The following is a 14,525-nucleotide window of genomic DNA, read 5'->3' as shown; positions in this document are numbered from 1 at the left end:
GGCTGGAGCTTCAGCCGAGTTTGCGCAGTTCCTTCGGCAAGGAGAACAGGAGGTCTTCCTCGGCGGTGATGACCTCGTCAACGCTGTCGAAGCCGTAGTCGGCCAGCAGCCCGAGCACGTCCTGGACAAGAGTCTCGGGAACACTCGCTCCTGAGGTGAGCCCGACGGTGGCGACATCGTGGAACCAGGTTTCGTCGATCTCGCGGGCGAAGTCGACACGGTGCGCGGCTTTCGCCCCGTGTTCGAGCGCGACTTCGACAAGACGCACAGAGTTCGAGGAGTTCGCCGAACCGACGACGAGGACGAGATCCGCCTCGGGAGCAATCTTCTTCACTGCGACCTGCCGGTTCTGTGTGGCATAGCAGATGTCATCGCTGGGCGGATTCTGCAGGTGCGGGAAACGCTCGCGCAGAATCTCGACGGACTCCATCGTTTCGTCTACGCTCAGCGTCGTCTGGGAGATCCACACGAGCTTCTCTGAATCAGGGACTTCGACGGTGCGTGCATCGTCGGGACTCTGCACGAGCGTGATGTGCTCCGGCGCCTCTCCCATGGTTCCTTCGACCTCTTCGTGTCCGGCATGGCCGACGAGCAGGATCCGGAAACCGTCGCGAGCAAACCGGATCGCTTCTTTGTGGACCTTCGTCACCAGCGGGCAGGTCGCATCGATCGTGGACAGTGATCGTTCGGCTGCCTCGGCGTGGACGACCGGTGAGACTCCGTGAGCGGAGAATACGACCCGTGCCCCTTCCGGCACTTCATCAGTGTCATTGACGAAGACGGCACCGCGGTCGGACAGGGTTTCGACGACATGCCGGTTGTGCACGATCTCCTTGCGCACATAGATCGGCGCACCGAAATGCTCAAGGGCACGCTCGACTGCGATCACCGCGCGATCGACCCCGGCGCAGTAGCCGCGCGGGGCAGCCAGCAGCACCCGCTGTTCGGTGCCCTCGGGGGTGCGGATATCGCTGGCAGGCACACGCCGGCGCGGCATCGTCGGGGTGGGTACGGAAACGGCAGTCACCTCTCCAGTCTAAGCAGGGGCCGGCGGTGGCGGCCAGGGTTACCGCACGCACGGTGCAGAAGCGGATGCCCGCCGAAGAAGCGGCGGACTGGCGAGAGCCGAGAAATGGGCTGTGTCCGTGTCGTTCGTTAGGCTTGGGGCTCGGAAGGGGACTTACCATGGCGCAAAGAATTTCCGGCACTCCCGGCACACTCGGCGAAACCGTCGAGCCGAAGGAGCTCGCGGCCACCGCGGCCGAGACCACCGCGGAGAACCCGTGGCCGCTGAGCCTGCTCTCGTCGAAGATGAAGTCCTATATCGATCGCATGTCGAGCGTGTGGATCGAAGGACAGGTCGTCGAGCTCAACCATCGCGGCAAGGCCAGCTACCTCACCCTGCGCGACACCGATGTCGAAATGTCCCTGCCCGTTCAGATCTGGAAGAACGTCCTCGAGCGCACCGGTGCTCCGCTGACCGAGGGCAGTCATGTCGTCGCCAACCTCAAAGCCGACTTCTGGACGAAGACCGGTCGACTCACGATGCGCGCCAACGACATCCGCGCCGTGGGCCTCGGCGAACTGCTCGCTCGTCTGGAGCGGCTGAAGAAGCAGCTGGCCGCGGAAGGGCTCTTCGACCCCAGCCGCAAACTGCGACTGCCGTTCCTGCCCAATAGGATCGGGCTCATCACCGGCCGTGACTCCGACGCGCAGAAAGATGTTGTGCGAAATGTGCACCTGCGCTGGCCGGCCGCGGAATTCGAGATCCGCAACTGTGCGGTCCAGGGACCTGACGCGGTGCCTGGAGTGATGAAGAACCTCGCCGAACTCGACGAGGACCCGCAGATCGACGTCATCGTCATCGCCCGCGGCGGTGGCAGCATGGAAGATCTCCTTCCCTTCTCCAACGAAGCTCTGGTCCGTGCCGTGTCCGCCGCACGCACTCCGGTGGTCTCTGCAGTGGGGCATGAGGCCGACCGGCCCATCCTCGACGAAGTCGCAGATATGCGAGCTTCGACCCCGACGGATGCTGCCAAGCGGATCGTTCCCGACGTCGCCGAGGAGGGCATGAACCTGCTGCGCGCCCGGGCCGAACTCGAAGCCGCAGTCCATCGCATCCTCGACCGCGAACAGGAGATGCTCACCGCGGTGCGCTCTCGACCGGTCCTGGCCGAACCGCAGACGATGATCATCGCTCATGAGAACGAATTGGCGACGATTCGTCGCCGCAGCCTGCAAGCGACGACCGGTCTTGTCATTCAGGCGCAGAACGAGATCCACCATCTCCGTTCACAGGCCCGCTCACTCTCGCCCCTGCGCACCCTCGAACGCGGGTACGCAGTCGTCCAGACCGATGCCGGACAGGCGGTGCGCAGCGCCGCCGAGGTCGCAAGCGGGGATGCGGTGCATGTGCGCGTCGCCCATGGCCGTTTCGATGCCGCGGTCACCGACGTCACCCCCGAACCCGCATCCGATTCCACCGACGCTGCCGAGACGGCGAACGGATCCGAGAGCTGAAGGTTCACCGGACGATCCCGTTCGTCGACACCGCCCCAGCTCCGCACAGACAGACCAGCACAGTTCCACCATTTCCACGAAGGAGACTCCGATGACCGAACCGACGACCCAGCAGGATCAGCCCGAAATCAATTCGCTCAGCTACGAACAGGCTCGCGAAGAACTCGTCATGACCGTCAAACGTCTCGAGACCGGCAATCTGCCGCTGGAAGAGTCTCTCCGGCTGTGGGAGCGCGGCGAGGCACTGGCCGATCGTTGCCAGTCATGGCTCGACGGGGCCAAGGAACGCCTCGACAAGGCACGCCAGGAAACCTCCGACGACGCCGACTGAGCACTGACCACCTCTCACAGGTCGACAGTGCAGGCACCGACTGATCACTCAGTCCGGCCCACAGCGGTCACTTGAGCTGTGCGGCGACCTGGTCGGCGAAGGTGTTGATGGTATCGGGTGCGGCGGTTGCGGTCAGCACGACGTAGACATCGCCCTTGTTGGTGACCCAGTATTCCTTCGCATCATCGGTGCGGTAGATCTGGAAGTCGGCACCGCCGACGGTGACCTTCTCGGCGGCGATCGCGCCGTCGGTCTTCTTCTTCGCCCAGTTCTCGCTCGACTTGGACTGTTCGATGCTCACCCACTGGTCCTCGGGGCCGATGAACGACATGTACCACGAGGTGTATTCAGAGTCATTGAGCCGATCGAGGCTGGCTTCGTTCGACGTCCATCCGCGCGGAATCTGAGGAACGATGAGATCGAAGTCGGCGTTTCCCTCCGACTGTTCGGCGATGCCCTGGTAGTCGACGACGCGTTCGGAATCGACCTCCGGCTGGGGTGCGAGGAACAGGATCCCCACCGCGACCGCCAGGCAGGCGAGGATCGCAATGACCATGTTGACCCAGTTGGAGTTCTTCCTCAGGAAGCGCATCTCTTCACGGGATCCTGGCAGCATCACTCCGGACTCGTCAGCCATGGACTCTCCCTCAGGGACCCGCGCCGTGTCATCGACGACTGCTCGGGCTCCCGTCTCGTCGGCAGCATTTCGGACATTCACACCGCCATTGTCCTCGGCTCGCGCGCGAAGAGCCAATCCCACAGCACGGAGGTGACTGCGGCCACAACCCGGTGCCGCTGTCGCGACCTCGATCACAGGGGTGGCACAATTGAGAGCATGAGTGACTCCAAAGAGCCTGTTGACGTGAAATCTCACCATGACCGAGGACGAGTCGATGACGAGACTCCCCCTGTCGCAGTGACCGATGCTTGGTCACAGAAGGCACAGGTCGGAGAGGACGCTCCCGACCGCAACCTCGCCCTCGAACTTGTCCGAGTCACCGAGGCGGCGGCCATCGCCGCCGCCCCCTGGGTCGGCCGCGGCGACAAGATCGCCGCCGACGGAGCGGCCGTGGCCGCCATGCGCAATGTCATCTCCACCGTCCGGATGGCCGGCACCGTCGTCATCGGCGAAGGCGAGAAAGACGAAGCGCCGATGCTCTTCAACGGTGAGCAGGTCGGAGACGGCACCGGACCCCACTGCGATGTGGCCGTCGACCCGATCGACGGCACCCGCCTGACCGCTCTGGGCATGCCCAATGCGATCTCGGTCATGGCTGTCACAGAGGACGGCGCCATGTACGACCCATCCGCCGTGTTCTACATGGAGAAGCTCGTCACCGGACCCGAAGCCGCCGATGCGGTGGATCTGCGTCTGCCGATCGCTGAGAACATCCGCCGGGTCGCCAAGGCGAAGGGAACGAAGGATCCCACCTCGGTGACGGTGATGATCCTCGACCGTCCACGCCATCAGCAGATGATCGACGAGATCCGCGCCGCCGGCGCGCGTATCCAGCTCATCACCGACGGCGACGTCGCCGGTGCCATCGCCGCCTGCCGCCCCGGCACCGGAGTCGATATGCTCATGGGCATCGGCGGCACCCCCGAAGGCATCATCACCGCATGTGCGATCAAGGCTCTGGGCGGAGTCATCCAGGGTCGACTGTGGCCGCAGGACGATTCCGAGCGCGAGGCCGCAGCGGCCGCGGGCCTGGACGTCAACCAGGTGCTCAACACCGATGACCTCGTCACCGGCGACAACAGCTACTTCGTCGCCACCGGTATCACCAACGGCGACCTGCTCGACGGAGTGAAGTTCCAGGGCGGTCACGTCACCACGCACTCGCTCGTCATGCGTTCGAAGTCGGGCACTGTCCGTCAGGTCTTCGCCGAGCATCAGTCCGCGAAGACCCACTCCTACGTGGAAGCCGCCGAGGAAGCAGCCCGACGCGGACTCATCTGACATCCCTGCCGGACCCGAGCCCGGGTGCGACGCAACCATCTCGAAATCGGAAGCAGGTTCGAAAACAATGCCCAATGCGGCTTGGAATCGACTCTTGGAGGGAAATCGGCGTTTCGTCGACGACGTTCCACAGCACCCCAATCAGGACACGGCACGGCGTGAAGCGCTGTCGAGCGATCAGACGCCCTTCGTCACGCTCTTCGGCTGCTCGGACTCCCGAGTCGCTGCGGAGATGATCTTCGACGTCGGCCTCGGCGACATGTTCGTCGTCCGCAACGCCGGCCAGGTCGTCGATCCGGTCACCCTCGGCTCGTTGGAATACGGTGTCGAACTCCTCGGCACTCCCCTGCTCGTCGTGCTCGGCCACGACAGCTGCGGAGCCGTGACGGCAGCCTACAACGCCTACGATTCAGGTGAGACGCCCCCGGGATTCATCTCCGATGTCGTCGCGCGCATCCTGCCCACCGTGGCCCGGGCCCGGACGAACAAACGCACCACGGTCAATGAGACCGTCGCGCAGAACACCATCGACACGGTCGACAAGATCATGCAGCTGTCGTCGATCATCAGGACCGCAGTCGAAGAGGGCCGACTCATCATCGTCGGTCTCACCTATCAGCTCCACGACGGTCGCACGACCGTCGTCGCCCAATACGGAGGCGACGAGGCGGCAGTCTCGCACCACGCCTCCTGACGCTCGGCCACTTCGGTGGTCGATCACATCGACAAAACTCAGACAGCCCAACGGAAAGGACAACAATGAGCGAAGAATTTCGCATCGAACACGACACCATGGGTGAGGTCAAGGTCCCCAAGGACGCTCTCTACAGTGCCCAGACCCAACGCGCCGTCGACAACTTCCCGATCTCCGGCAAGAGCCTCGAATCGGCGCACATCGCGGCCCTCGCCCAGGTGAAGAAGGCCGCTGCGAAGGCCAACCTCGAACTCGGCGTCCTCGACGAGGCCCGCGCCAAGGCGATCCAGGACGCGGCCGACAAGGTCATCTCCGGTGAGTACGACGCGCACTTCCCCATCGACGTCTTCCAGACCGGTTCGGGCACCTCCTCGAACATGAACACCAACGAAGTGCTCGCTTCGCTGGCGACCAAGTCCCTCGAAGCCGACGGTGTCGATGTCCACCCGAACGACCATGTCAATGCTTCGCAGTCCTCCAACGACGTGTTCCCCACTTCGGTGCACCTGGCCGTGACCAAGGCACTCGTCAACACGCTCGTTCCGGCCATGCAGACCCTGGCAACTTCGTTGGAGAAGAAGGCCGAGGAGTTCTCCTCCATCGTCAAGTCCGGCCGCACCCATCTCATGGACGCCACCCCGGTGACGTTGGGCCAGGAGTTCGGCGGATACGCCGCGCAGGTCCGCTACGGCATCGAACGCATCGAGGCCTCCCTGCCTCGTGTTGCCGAAGTGCCGCAGGGCGGAACTGCAGTGGGCACCGGCATCAATACGCCCAAGGGCTTCTCCTCGCGTGTGGTCGAGATCCTTGCCGAAGAGACCGGTCTGCCCATCACCGAAGCGCGCAACCATTTCGAAGCGCAGGCCAACCGCGACGGGCTCGTCGAGGCCTCCGGTCAGCTGCGGACCATCGCCTACGGCTACATGAAGATCTGCAACGACCTGCGCTGGATGGGTTCGGGCCCGAATACCGGTCTCGGTGAGATCGCGATCCCCGACCTGCAACCCGGTTCGTCGATCATGCCCGGCAAGGTCAACCCGGTCATCTGTGAGGCCACCATTCAGGTCGCCGCCCAGGTCGTCGGCAACGACACCGCGGTGTCCCTGTCCTCGACGAACGGTGCCTTCGAGCTCAATGTCGGCATCCCCGTCATGGCCTCCAATCTCCTGGAGTCGATCCGCCTGCTCGCAAACTCCTCGACCGTCATGGCCGAGAAGATGATCGACGGGCTCACCGCCAACGAGGAGCGCGCTCGCTTCCTCGCCGAGGCCAGCCCCTCCATCGTCACCCCACTGAACAAGGTGATCGGCTACGAAGCTGCGGCGAAGATCGCCAAGCACGCTGTGGCCAACAAGATGACCGTCAAGGAGGCGACGATCGCCCTCGGCTTCGTCGAAGACGGCTCCATCACCGAGGCGGATCTCGATCAGGCGCTCGACGTCACGACGATGATCGGCGACTACAAGTAAGCACCCGGCCTCTCTGATCAGCAGACGGCCCATGCTGGTCAGCACTCGGCACGGCCGATCAGCATACGGCGCCCGGACAGACCCGTCCGGGCGCCGTTTCGTGCTCTTCAGCCCCGGAAGGGATCGAACTCCTCGAGCACGTCGGTGACCAGCGCCGCGATCTCCGATCGTTCCGAACGCGTCAGCGTGACGTGGGCGAAGAGGTCGTGGCCCTTGAGCTTCTCTATCACCGCAGCGATTCCATCGTGCCTGCCGACCCGCAGATTGTCCCGCTGCGCGACGTCGTGGGTGAGAACCACCTTCGAATTCATCCCGATGCGTGAGAGCACCGTCAGCAGCACATTGCGCTCCAGGGACTGCGCCTCGTCGACGATGACGAAGGCATCATGGAGCGAACGTCCTCTGATGTGCGTCAACGGCAGCACCTCGAGGATGCCCCTGTTGACCACCTCGTCGATGACGTTCTTGCTCACCAGTGCGCTCAGGGTGTCGAACACCGCCTCGGCCCAGGGGTTCATCTTCTCCCCTTCGCTGCCGGGAAGGTATCCGAGGTTCTGCCCGCCCACGGCGTAGATCGGCCGGAACACCATGATCTTCGAGTGCTTGTTCTCTTCGAGCACCTTCTGCAGTCCGGCAGTGAGGGCCAGCGCGGACTTCCCCGTTCCGGCTCGCCCTCCCATCGAGACGATTCCCAATGCGTCGTCGAGCAGCATGTCGATGGCGATCCTCTGCTCCGCCGAACGTCCGCGGACTCCGAAGAGGTCGCGGTCCCCGCGGACCACGGACACACGGTTGCCTGCCTCGACCCGCCCGAGACCCGAACCCCGCGGTGAGGTGATGACCACGCCGGTGTTGACGACCTCCTCGGACACCGCCTCGGTGACGATCGCCCCCGATTCGTAGAACTCGCTCATCTGCTCCTCGTCGAGAGCGAGTTCGCTCATTCCCGTGAAGCCCGAATCGGCGGCCAGCTCCGCCAGATACTCCTCGGCATGCAGTCCCAGCGCAGAGGCCTTCACCCGCATCGGCACGTCTTTGGTCACGACGACCACATCGTGGCCTTCGGCTGAGAGGTTGCGGGCCACCGCCAGGATGCGTGTGTCGTTCTCTGTGCGGTCGAAACCCACCGGCATCGTCGAAGCGTCGATGTGGTTGAGTTCGACGCGCAGCGTCCCACCCGCTTCGCCGACGGGTATCGGCTGGTCCAGTCGGTCGAATTCCGAGCGGAAGTCGTCGAGGATGTGCAGGGCTCTGCGGGCGGTGAAACCGAGCTCGGAATGGTTGCGTTTGGCTTCGAGTTCGGAAACGACGATGAGTGGGATGACGACGTGATGTTCGGCGAAGCGCAGAAGTGCGCCGGGATCCGAGAGCAGCACTGAGGTGTCGAGAACGTAGGTGTGAACATTTTCAGCCATGAGGACCTCTGTGGCGTGAGTTCCGCCGAGATCCGGTTCTGACATCCCCCGATCTCGGGTTGGTGTCGACCAACTACTGTCAACCTAACCCGATTCGACCGCAATCACGTGTCGGCACGCGCGGTCGGGCACGTCGAGGTCGTGAACTTCGCGTGAATGCGAGATGCCCCGGTCCGCATCCCGAAACCGTGGTCTGCTGTCTGTACTCGATGCCCTGCCGGCGGGCACGAGGATGACCATTGCCTATTTGCCGAAGCGGCGTTGACGCAGACCGTAGTCGCGGACGGCGCGGAGGAAGTCCGTACGCCGGAAGTCCGGCCAGTAGGCTTCGCAGAAGTAGAACTCGGAGTACGCGCTCTGCCACATGAGGAATCCGGAGAGTCGCTGCTCGCCGGACGAGCGGATGATGAGGTCGGGATCGGGCTGGCCCTTGGTGTAGAGGTGTTCGCCGATCTGTTCCGGCGACAGTTCCGAGATGATCGTCTCAAGATCCGTGCCCTCACCCCGGCGGGCCCGCAGCAGGGACTTCACCGCGTTGACGATCTCCTGCCGACCGCCGTAGCCGACGGCGACGTTGACGCGCATCCCGCAGTCATCGGTGTTCGTGGTCACCGCTTCCAGGCGGGCCCGCAGATCGTCGGGGAGGATGTCCAGGTCACCGACCAACTGCACTCCGACGCCGTCGAGTGCGGCGATCTTCTCCACGAGGTCCGAGATGATCTCGATGAGAATGGCGACCTCTTCGGCCGATCGTGCGAGATTCTCCTTGGACAGCACATAGAGGGTGACGATCTCCACGTCGATCTCGAAGCACCAGCCGAGGAACTCGACGATCTTCGCCGCCCCCGCCCGATGCCCGTCAGCGGTCGTCGCCCCGAATTCCTTCGCCCACCGACGGTTGCCGTCGGTGATGACCCCGACATGGCGCGGAACCGGCACCGACTTGTCGAGCTCACGCTTGAGCCGTCGCTCATACAGCCGATAGAGCAGGTTCACTGGTCGCGCCACGGCTGTCCTCTTTCGCGTTGGTCTCCGGTCGATTCGAACACTGTACAGACTACTAGCCGCCGTCGCTGAATGAGGCTTCAGACTCACTGGTTACCATGGTGTCATGAATGCTCCCGTCACAGGTCCGTCCCCGATCGTTCCCGACGCCTCCCGGCCCATCGGCGATACTTCCGCGGACGCTGCTTCGACAGGCAATCACCAGCGCATCGCCCGCCGTCGCATGGCGTTGCGTGCCGAACTGACCAAGCTCGCCGGGCAGGTCAAGCCGAAGCTGCGCGGCTGGTTCCACGCCGGTGCGTTCCCGCTGGCGATGCTCGGCGGACTCGCGCTCGTGATCATCTCTCCGACGATCGAATCGCGCATCGCGGCGGCAATCTTCGCGATCACCGGAATGCTGCTCTTCGGCACCTCCGCCGTGTACCACCGCGGTCGGTGGCGCACCCGCGTCCGCCTCGTTCTGCGACGCCTCGACCACGCGAACATCTTCCTCATCACGGCCGGCACCTACACTCCGCTGGCCGTGCTCATGCTCCGCACCGATCAGGCCATCCTGCTCCTGTCTGTGCTGTGGGGCGCGGCCGCGCTCGGCGTCGCCTTCCGCACGATCTTCACCACCGCACCGAGGTGGCTCTTCGTACCGATCTATGTCGGCTTCGGAGTCGCCGGAGTCGGCTATATCCCGCAGATCTGGGCGACGAACCTCTCCGTCGGTCTCCTCGTCGTCCTCGGCGGCGTGTGCTATGTCGCCGGTGCCGTCATCTACGGCATCAAGCGTCCGAACCCGTCACCGAAGTGGCTGGGCTTCCACGAGATCTTCCACATCCTCACGATCCTCGGTTACGGCTGCCATCTCGCCGCGCTCATCGTCGCGGCCGTCGCCGCATACTGATCCCCACACCGAGGCGGCGGGATGCCGAGCAGGCCCTGCCGAGCAGAGTCTCAGGACTGTTTGTCGGAGTCTTCGGTGCGCTCCTGCGCCCCTGTCGCCTCCGTGGCTTCGTCCGCCTGCTTCGCCCCTGGCGTTTCGTCGCCTGCCGCTTCGTTGCCTGTCGCTTCGTTGCCTGCGGGCTTCTGGGCCTGTTCGGGCTCGTCCGGTCCCGAGAGCTTCGACTGGTTCGGAACCACGTGCCTGCGCAGCGGAATCGGGTAGGCATCGCTGGCCCCTGAACGTGCACGGACCCGACGGACTCGGCGCAGAGCATCGCGGATGAGGAAGATCGTCACGACCACCACGGCCAGGGTCGCGAGGAAACCGATCGTTCCCGGGGTCACCAGATCCGGATTCGGAGAGCCTCCGTCGGTGGTCGGAGCTGGAGTGGAGGCGAGGAGGATCATGCGTGAGTATCGCTTTCGGTCAGGGTGGAGTCAGCGGCGGTGGTGTCCTCACCGGCTGGCGAATCCGGCAGCATCCCCTCGTCCGGAACACGCCGCCCGTCGTCGCGGGTCACTCCCGCGAAGAGGTCTTCTTCCTGGAAATCGACGTCCGGAGTCAGCGGCGCACGATCGGTGCGGTCGACGGCCAGTTCGAATTCCTCGGTCGGCCAGTAGGTGCGAGCGGCATTGCGCGAAGCGGAGAAGAATCCGCCTTCGGGGTCGATCTGGGTGGCGTGTGAGAGCAGCGCCCGGTCTCTGGCGGGGAAGAACTCCGAGCAGGCGATTCGGGTGCTCAGCCAGTTGCGACGGGCACTGTCGCGCTTCTTAAAGTCCTCGAGGTGGTCGGCGAAAGGGGATTCGAGTCCCGCCTCGGCCATCTTCTCGTGGATGGTGATCCACTTCTTGGCTGACAGGTCCTGGTTGTAATAGACCTTCTGCACCTGCCACGGCTCGCCGAGCTCGGGATGCGAATCCGCATCGGCTGCCGCTTCGACGGCGGCCATGGTCACGGCATGGTTCTTGATGTGGTCGGGGTGCGGGTACCCGCCGAGTTCGTCATAGGTGGTCACGACCTGCGGACGGAAGGTGCGGATGATGTGGACCAGCGGCAGCATCGCCACTTCGTCCGGCACCCGATAGAAGCAGCCGGGCGGAGTCTGGTTGTCGAAGTCGCCGTCGGGCAGACCCGAATCGACATGGCCGACCCAGACGTGCTCGGCACCGAGCGCGGCGGCCGCGGCAGCCATCTCCTCACGCCGGAGACCGGCGATGTCACGACTGGCCTTCGGACTCTGCAGCAGTGCGGGGTTGAGGATGTCTCCGGCCTCGCCGCCGGTCATGGTGGCGATGAGGACCCGGGCCCCCAGAGAAGCGTACTTCGCGCTCGTCGCCGCACCCTTGGAAGATTCATCATCGGGGTGGGCATGAACCGCGAGCAGTCGCAGCCCATGGTACGGAAGCGAAGTCATAATGAAGATGTCCCTTTCGAATCAGCCTGGTCGCCACCTGCTGCCGGCACAGGGTCTGACATGATCGCCGGCAGAGGATCGACTACTCTAGATTAGTGCGCGAAGTACTTAAAGAGGAATTCAATGACTGAGGTAACAGTGGCCCAACCGCTGCAGGATGATCGTTACGGTCGACCCCGAACGCACAAACGCGGTCTGAGCCGTCGAGCCAGGATCATCTCCGTCATCGTCCTCCTCGTGGTCGCCGCGGTCATCGCCGTGTGGGCGTTCCGTCCGCAGACGAATCCCACGACACCGCAGACCCTCGACTATTCCGTTGTCGACTCCTCTGCAACGCACGTCAGCGTCGGAATATTTCCCGACCGGGAGCGCGATGTCCACTGCATCATCCAGGCCACGAACGACAGCGAAGCGATCGTCGGCTTCACCGAGGTGACCGTCCCGGCCTCCGCGGACAACGATCCGAACTCGCCGAAACGCGTCGAGGTCGAATTGGCGACAACACAGCTGGCCGCATCGGGACACGTCGATTCCTGCTGGTTCGAATAGCGCGAATCCCTTCGAATAGGTCTCGCACGCATCAGGGTTCTGCCGCAGCACCGGCAGACTCGATTGCGGGAACGTGACTCAGCTCATCGTTTTCGCTCACGGATGCGTTACACTGTAGTTTCATTCAACTTCCGGGCGTGCCCATACGCCCGGTTTTTTCGTTGCCTGACATGCCCGTCAGCGCACCGAACCGTAGAAGGAGAAGTCATGACCGAGGAAGTCACCCAGGAAGAGACATGGTTGACCCAGGAAGCCTTTGACCGCCTGTCGAAGGAACTCGAGCATCTCTCCGGACCGGGTCGTGCAGAGATTGCTGAGAAGATCGAAGCCGCCCGCGACGAGGGTGACTTGAAGGAGAACAGCGGTTACCACGCAGCGCGTGATGAGCAGGGCAAACAGGAAGCACGCATCCGCCAGCTCGAGGTGCTGCTGCGCAACGCGAAGGTCGGCTCCAGCGACAGCGACGGCAAGACCGTGGCTCCCGGAACCGTCGTGACCGCCAGCGTCGCCGGCAACTCGATGCGCTTCCTGCTGGGCAACCGCGAGATCGCCGGAGATTCCGACATCGACGTGTTCTCGGAGAAGTCACCGCTCGGTGCCGCCGTGCTCGGCGTCAAGGCCGGAGACACGAGCTCCTATGAGGCTCCCAACGGCAAGACCATCGAGGTCAAGGTCGAATCCGTGGAGGCCTTCACCGGCTGAATCGGTGTCAGAACAGTTGTGGGCGGGTGAGATCACCCGCCCACAACTGTTCTCAGATCATTTCCTTCGACCGTCGGAATCGTCGGGACTCTCCCCATCGGCATCCGCAGAATCCGGTCCGAGTTCCTCGGGATCGGTCGCGGTCGATCCGGCTCCACCCGCACTGTCATCCTCGGCGGACTCATGGACCGCCTCGGTGAGTCGTTCCTTCGCCGCGTCCAACACGGCCGCGGCCTCCCGGGCCTTCGGATCGCTCGGCGGGCCCTCCGCGTCCTCCGCGTCATCATCACCGGCGGCGCTGTCAGCGCGAGCGATGTAGCCGACCACGCTGTTGAGCACGGCCACCAACGGCACGGCGAAGAGCGCGCCGACGATGCCGAAGAGGAAACCGCCGCCGGTGACAGAGAGGATCACGGCCAGCGGGTGGACAGAGACGGCCTTGCCCATGAGGAACGGTTGGAGGGCCTGGCTTTCGATCTGCTGCACGGCGATGACGACGATCAGCATGATGACGGCGCTGCCCAACCCGTTCGACACCAGAGCCACCAGAACGGCCACCGCACCGGAGGCGATGGCGCCGACGACGGGGACGAACGAGGTGAGGAACACGAGCACGGTCAACGGGATGACCAACGGAATCCCGAGGAACGCCGCACCGATGCCGATGCCGATCGCGTCGACTGCGGCGACGAGGATCTGCACCCGCACGTACTGCACGAGCGTGGTCCACCCCCGCTGAGCGGCACCGGTGGCGACGGGGCGGGCGGGGATCGGCAGCAGGCCCACCACCCATTTGAAGATGTTCGCTCCGTCGTAGAGGAAGAAGAACGTCGTGAACAGGCACACGGCCATCCCGGTGAGGAAGGTGCCGACCGAGGAGGTGGCCTCAAGCGCCCCGCCGAGGAGCTGGCTGCTGTTGTTCTGGAAGAAGTTCGTCGCGGTCTCGATGCCTTTTTCGATGTAGCCCGAGACCGTCGTGGAGTCGATGCCGAAGGGGTTCGTCGACAGCCAGCTGCTGATGCCTGAGACACCGGCGATCACCTGTTTGACGAGGTCGGGCATGCCCGAATAGATCTGCTGCCCGACGAGGCCGAAGAGTCCGAGGACGACGACGATGAACCCGACGAATGAGATCGCCGCCGCGCCACCGCGGGGCATGCCCTTCTTCGCCAGCCACCCGGTCGGGGGTGCCAGCAGTGCGGCCAACAGCAGCGCAATGAGTACCGGCAGAACGACGCTGGAGATCTTCGACAGCAGCCACAGCGCCACGCCGACGGCGACGAGGACGAGAAGCGACCGCCACGACCACGCGGCTGCGAGCTTGAGGCCCGGGGCCACATACGGCTTGGCTTCGGCTTCGATGCGGCTGAGGGCGATCTCCTCGGGGCTGACGCTGCGGGCGGGGGAGATTTCTGCTTCGGGCCGGGAACGGGAGGAACCGCGTCCTCGCCGGAAGGCCTCCCAGGCACCACGGAAACGGTTCGTAGGATGCTGCTGATCGTTATCGGTCATGCCTCAACAATAGTTGTTGAGAG

At 64.1% G+C, this 14,525-nt stretch carries 15 protein-coding genes; 8 read left to right on the top strand and 7 right to left on the bottom strand.

Annotated elements, in window-relative coordinates; all coding sequences use genetic code 11:
• Positions 1–10: 10 nt before the first annotated feature.
• On the bottom strand, positions 11–997 hold the full coding sequence (locus tag EB836_RS05140; RefSeq protein ID WP_135538414.1) for a 4-hydroxy-3-methylbut-2-enyl diphosphate reductase: 987 nt from the start codon (positions 995–997) through the stop codon (positions 11–13).
• A 188-nt stretch (positions 998–1,185) separates the two neighbouring features.
• On the opposite strand from EB836_RS05140, the gene xseA reads away from it, so the two are divergent.
• Together xseA and EB836_RS05130 are read left to right on the top strand one after the other, a co-directional pair.
• The gene (xseA, locus tag EB836_RS05135) at positions 1,186–2,520 is read left to right on the top strand and encodes an exodeoxyribonuclease VII large subunit (protein WP_135538204.1); all 1,335 of its coding nucleotides are present in this window, start codon (positions 1,186–1,188) and stop codon (positions 2,518–2,520) included.
• A gap of 91 nt (positions 2,521–2,611) precedes the next feature.
• Positions 2,612–2,851, top strand: coding sequence for an exodeoxyribonuclease VII small subunit (locus tag EB836_RS05130; RefSeq protein WP_135538202.1), 240 nt, complete (start codon positions 2,612–2,614; stop codon positions 2,849–2,851).
• A 67-nt stretch (positions 2,852–2,918) separates the two neighbouring features.
• On the opposite strand, the gene EB836_RS05125 is transcribed toward EB836_RS05130, so the two are convergent.
• A complete protein-coding gene (locus tag EB836_RS05125) occupies positions 2,919–3,488 on the bottom strand; it encodes a DUF4245 domain-containing protein (protein ID WP_240689613.1) in 570 nt (189 codons plus the stop codon).
• 198 nt (positions 3,489–3,686) lie between these two features.
• On the opposite strand from EB836_RS05125, the gene glpX reads away from it, so the two are divergent.
• The 3 genes from glpX to EB836_RS05110 all read left to right on the top strand — a co-directional run bounded on the left by glpX (position 3,687) and on the right by EB836_RS05110 (position 6,974).
• Complete coding sequence (gene glpX / locus EB836_RS05120; RefSeq protein ID WP_205683308.1) at positions 3,687–4,811, top strand: class II fructose-bisphosphatase; 1,125 nt, start codon at positions 3,687–3,689, stop codon at positions 4,809–4,811.
• Positions 4,812–4,878: 67 nt separating this feature from the next.
• Entirely contained in the window at positions 4,879–5,505 is a 627-nt protein-coding gene (locus EB836_RS05115; protein ID WP_135538200.1) for a carbonic anhydrase, read from the top strand.
• A gap of 65 nt (positions 5,506–5,570) precedes the next feature.
• Entirely contained in the window at positions 5,571–6,974 is a 1,404-nt protein-coding gene (locus EB836_RS05110) for a class II fumarate hydratase (protein WP_135538198.1), read from the top strand.
• Positions 6,975–7,081: 107 nt separating this feature from the next.
• Here EB836_RS05110 and EB836_RS05105 read toward each other — a convergent pair whose 3' ends face one another.
• Together EB836_RS05105 and EB836_RS05100 are read right to left on the bottom strand one after the other, a co-directional pair.
• Complete coding sequence (locus EB836_RS05105) at positions 7,082–8,389, bottom strand: PhoH family protein (RefSeq protein ID WP_135538196.1); 1,308 nt, start codon at positions 8,387–8,389, stop codon at positions 7,082–7,084.
• A gap of 243 nt (positions 8,390–8,632) precedes the next feature.
• Positions 8,633–9,397: an isoprenyl transferase gene (locus EB836_RS05100; RefSeq protein WP_135538194.1), complete on the bottom strand. Its 765-nt coding sequence runs from the start codon at positions 9,395–9,397 to the stop codon at positions 8,633–8,635.
• 103 nt (positions 9,398–9,500) lie between these two features.
• Here EB836_RS05100 and EB836_RS05095 point away from each other — a divergent pair, with 103 nt between their 5' ends.
• On the top strand, positions 9,501–10,286 hold the full coding sequence (locus EB836_RS05095; RefSeq protein ID WP_135538192.1) for a hemolysin III family protein: 786 nt from the start codon (positions 9,501–9,503) through the stop codon (positions 10,284–10,286).
• 50 nt (positions 10,287–10,336) lie between these two features.
• On the opposite strand, the gene EB836_RS18405 is transcribed toward EB836_RS05095, so the two are convergent.
• Together EB836_RS18405 and mca are read right to left on the bottom strand one after the other, a co-directional pair.
• The gene (locus EB836_RS18405) at positions 10,337–10,732 is read right to left on the bottom strand and encodes a hypothetical protein (protein WP_240689612.1); all 396 of its coding nucleotides are present in this window, start codon (positions 10,730–10,732) and stop codon (positions 10,337–10,339) included.
• The gene (mca, locus tag EB836_RS05085; protein WP_135538190.1) at positions 10,729–11,739 is read right to left on the bottom strand and encodes a mycothiol conjugate amidase Mca; all 1,011 of its coding nucleotides are present in this window, start codon (positions 11,737–11,739) and stop codon (positions 10,729–10,731) included. The genes EB836_RS18405 and mca overlap by 4 nt, the downstream gene beginning before the upstream one ends.
• A gap of 123 nt (positions 11,740–11,862) precedes the next feature.
• On the opposite strand from mca, the gene EB836_RS05080 reads away from it, so the two are divergent.
• Positions 11,863–12,288, top strand: coding sequence for a DUF4307 domain-containing protein (locus tag EB836_RS05080; RefSeq protein ID WP_135538188.1), 426 nt, complete (start codon positions 11,863–11,865; stop codon positions 12,286–12,288).
• A gap of 207 nt (positions 12,289–12,495) precedes the next feature.
• Positions 12,496–12,990: a transcription elongation factor GreA gene (greA, locus tag EB836_RS05075; RefSeq protein ID WP_135538186.1), complete on the top strand. Its 495-nt coding sequence runs from the start codon at positions 12,496–12,498 to the stop codon at positions 12,988–12,990.
• Between the two features lie 57 nt (positions 12,991–13,047).
• On the opposite strand, the gene EB836_RS05070 is transcribed toward greA, so the two are convergent.
• On the bottom strand, positions 13,048–14,502 hold the full coding sequence (locus EB836_RS05070) for an AI-2E family transporter (RefSeq protein ID WP_135538185.1): 1,455 nt from the start codon (positions 14,500–14,502) through the stop codon (positions 13,048–13,050).
• Positions 14,503–14,525 lie beyond the last annotated feature (23 nt).

The sequence above is a fragment of the Brevibacterium sp. S111 genome, assembly GCF_004745075.1.
Classification (GTDB): domain Bacteria; phylum Actinomycetota; class Actinomycetes; order Actinomycetales; family Brevibacteriaceae; genus Brevibacterium.
Note: the sequence above shows the minus strand (reverse complement) of the source record. Positions and strands in the feature narration are given on the sequence as shown.

Coding starts and splice junctions, on each gene's coding strand:
- EB836_RS05140 (WP_135538414.1), bottom strand. CDS start 997: ATGCCGCGCCGGCGTGTGCCTGCCAGCGATATCCGCACCCCCGAGGGC.
- xseA (WP_135538204.1), top strand. CDS start 1,186: ATGGCGCAAAGAATTTCCGGCACTCCCGGCACACTCGGCGAAACCGTC.
- EB836_RS05130 (WP_135538202.1), top strand. CDS start 2,612: ATGACCGAACCGACGACCCAGCAGGATCAGCCCGAAATCAATTCGCTC.
- EB836_RS05125 (WP_240689613.1), bottom strand. CDS start 3,488: ATGGCTGACGAGTCCGGAGTGATGCTGCCAGGATCCCGTGAAGAGATG.
- glpX (WP_205683308.1), top strand. CDS start 3,687: ATGAGTGACTCCAAAGAGCCTGTTGACGTGAAATCTCACCATGACCGA.
- EB836_RS05115 (WP_135538200.1), top strand. CDS start 4,879: ATGCCCAATGCGGCTTGGAATCGACTCTTGGAGGGAAATCGGCGTTTC.
- EB836_RS05110 (WP_135538198.1), top strand. CDS start 5,571: ATGAGCGAAGAATTTCGCATCGAACACGACACCATGGGTGAGGTCAAG.
- EB836_RS05105 (WP_135538196.1), bottom strand. CDS start 8,389: ATGGCTGAAAATGTTCACACCTACGTTCTCGACACCTCAGTGCTGCTC.
- EB836_RS05095 (WP_135538192.1), top strand. CDS start 9,501: ATGAATGCTCCCGTCACAGGTCCGTCCCCGATCGTTCCCGACGCCTCC.
- EB836_RS18405 (WP_240689612.1), bottom strand. CDS start 10,732: ATGATCCTCCTCGCCTCCACTCCAGCTCCGACCACCGACGGAGGCTCT.
- mca (WP_135538190.1), bottom strand. CDS start 11,739: ATGACTTCGCTTCCGTACCATGGGCTGCGACTGCTCGCGGTTCATGCC.
- EB836_RS05080 (WP_135538188.1), top strand. CDS start 11,863: ATGACTGAGGTAACAGTGGCCCAACCGCTGCAGGATGATCGTTACGGT.
- greA (WP_135538186.1), top strand. CDS start 12,496: ATGACCGAGGAAGTCACCCAGGAAGAGACATGGTTGACCCAGGAAGCC.
- EB836_RS05070 (WP_135538185.1), bottom strand. CDS start 14,502: ATGACCGATAACGATCAGCAGCATCCTACGAACCGTTTCCGTGGTGCC.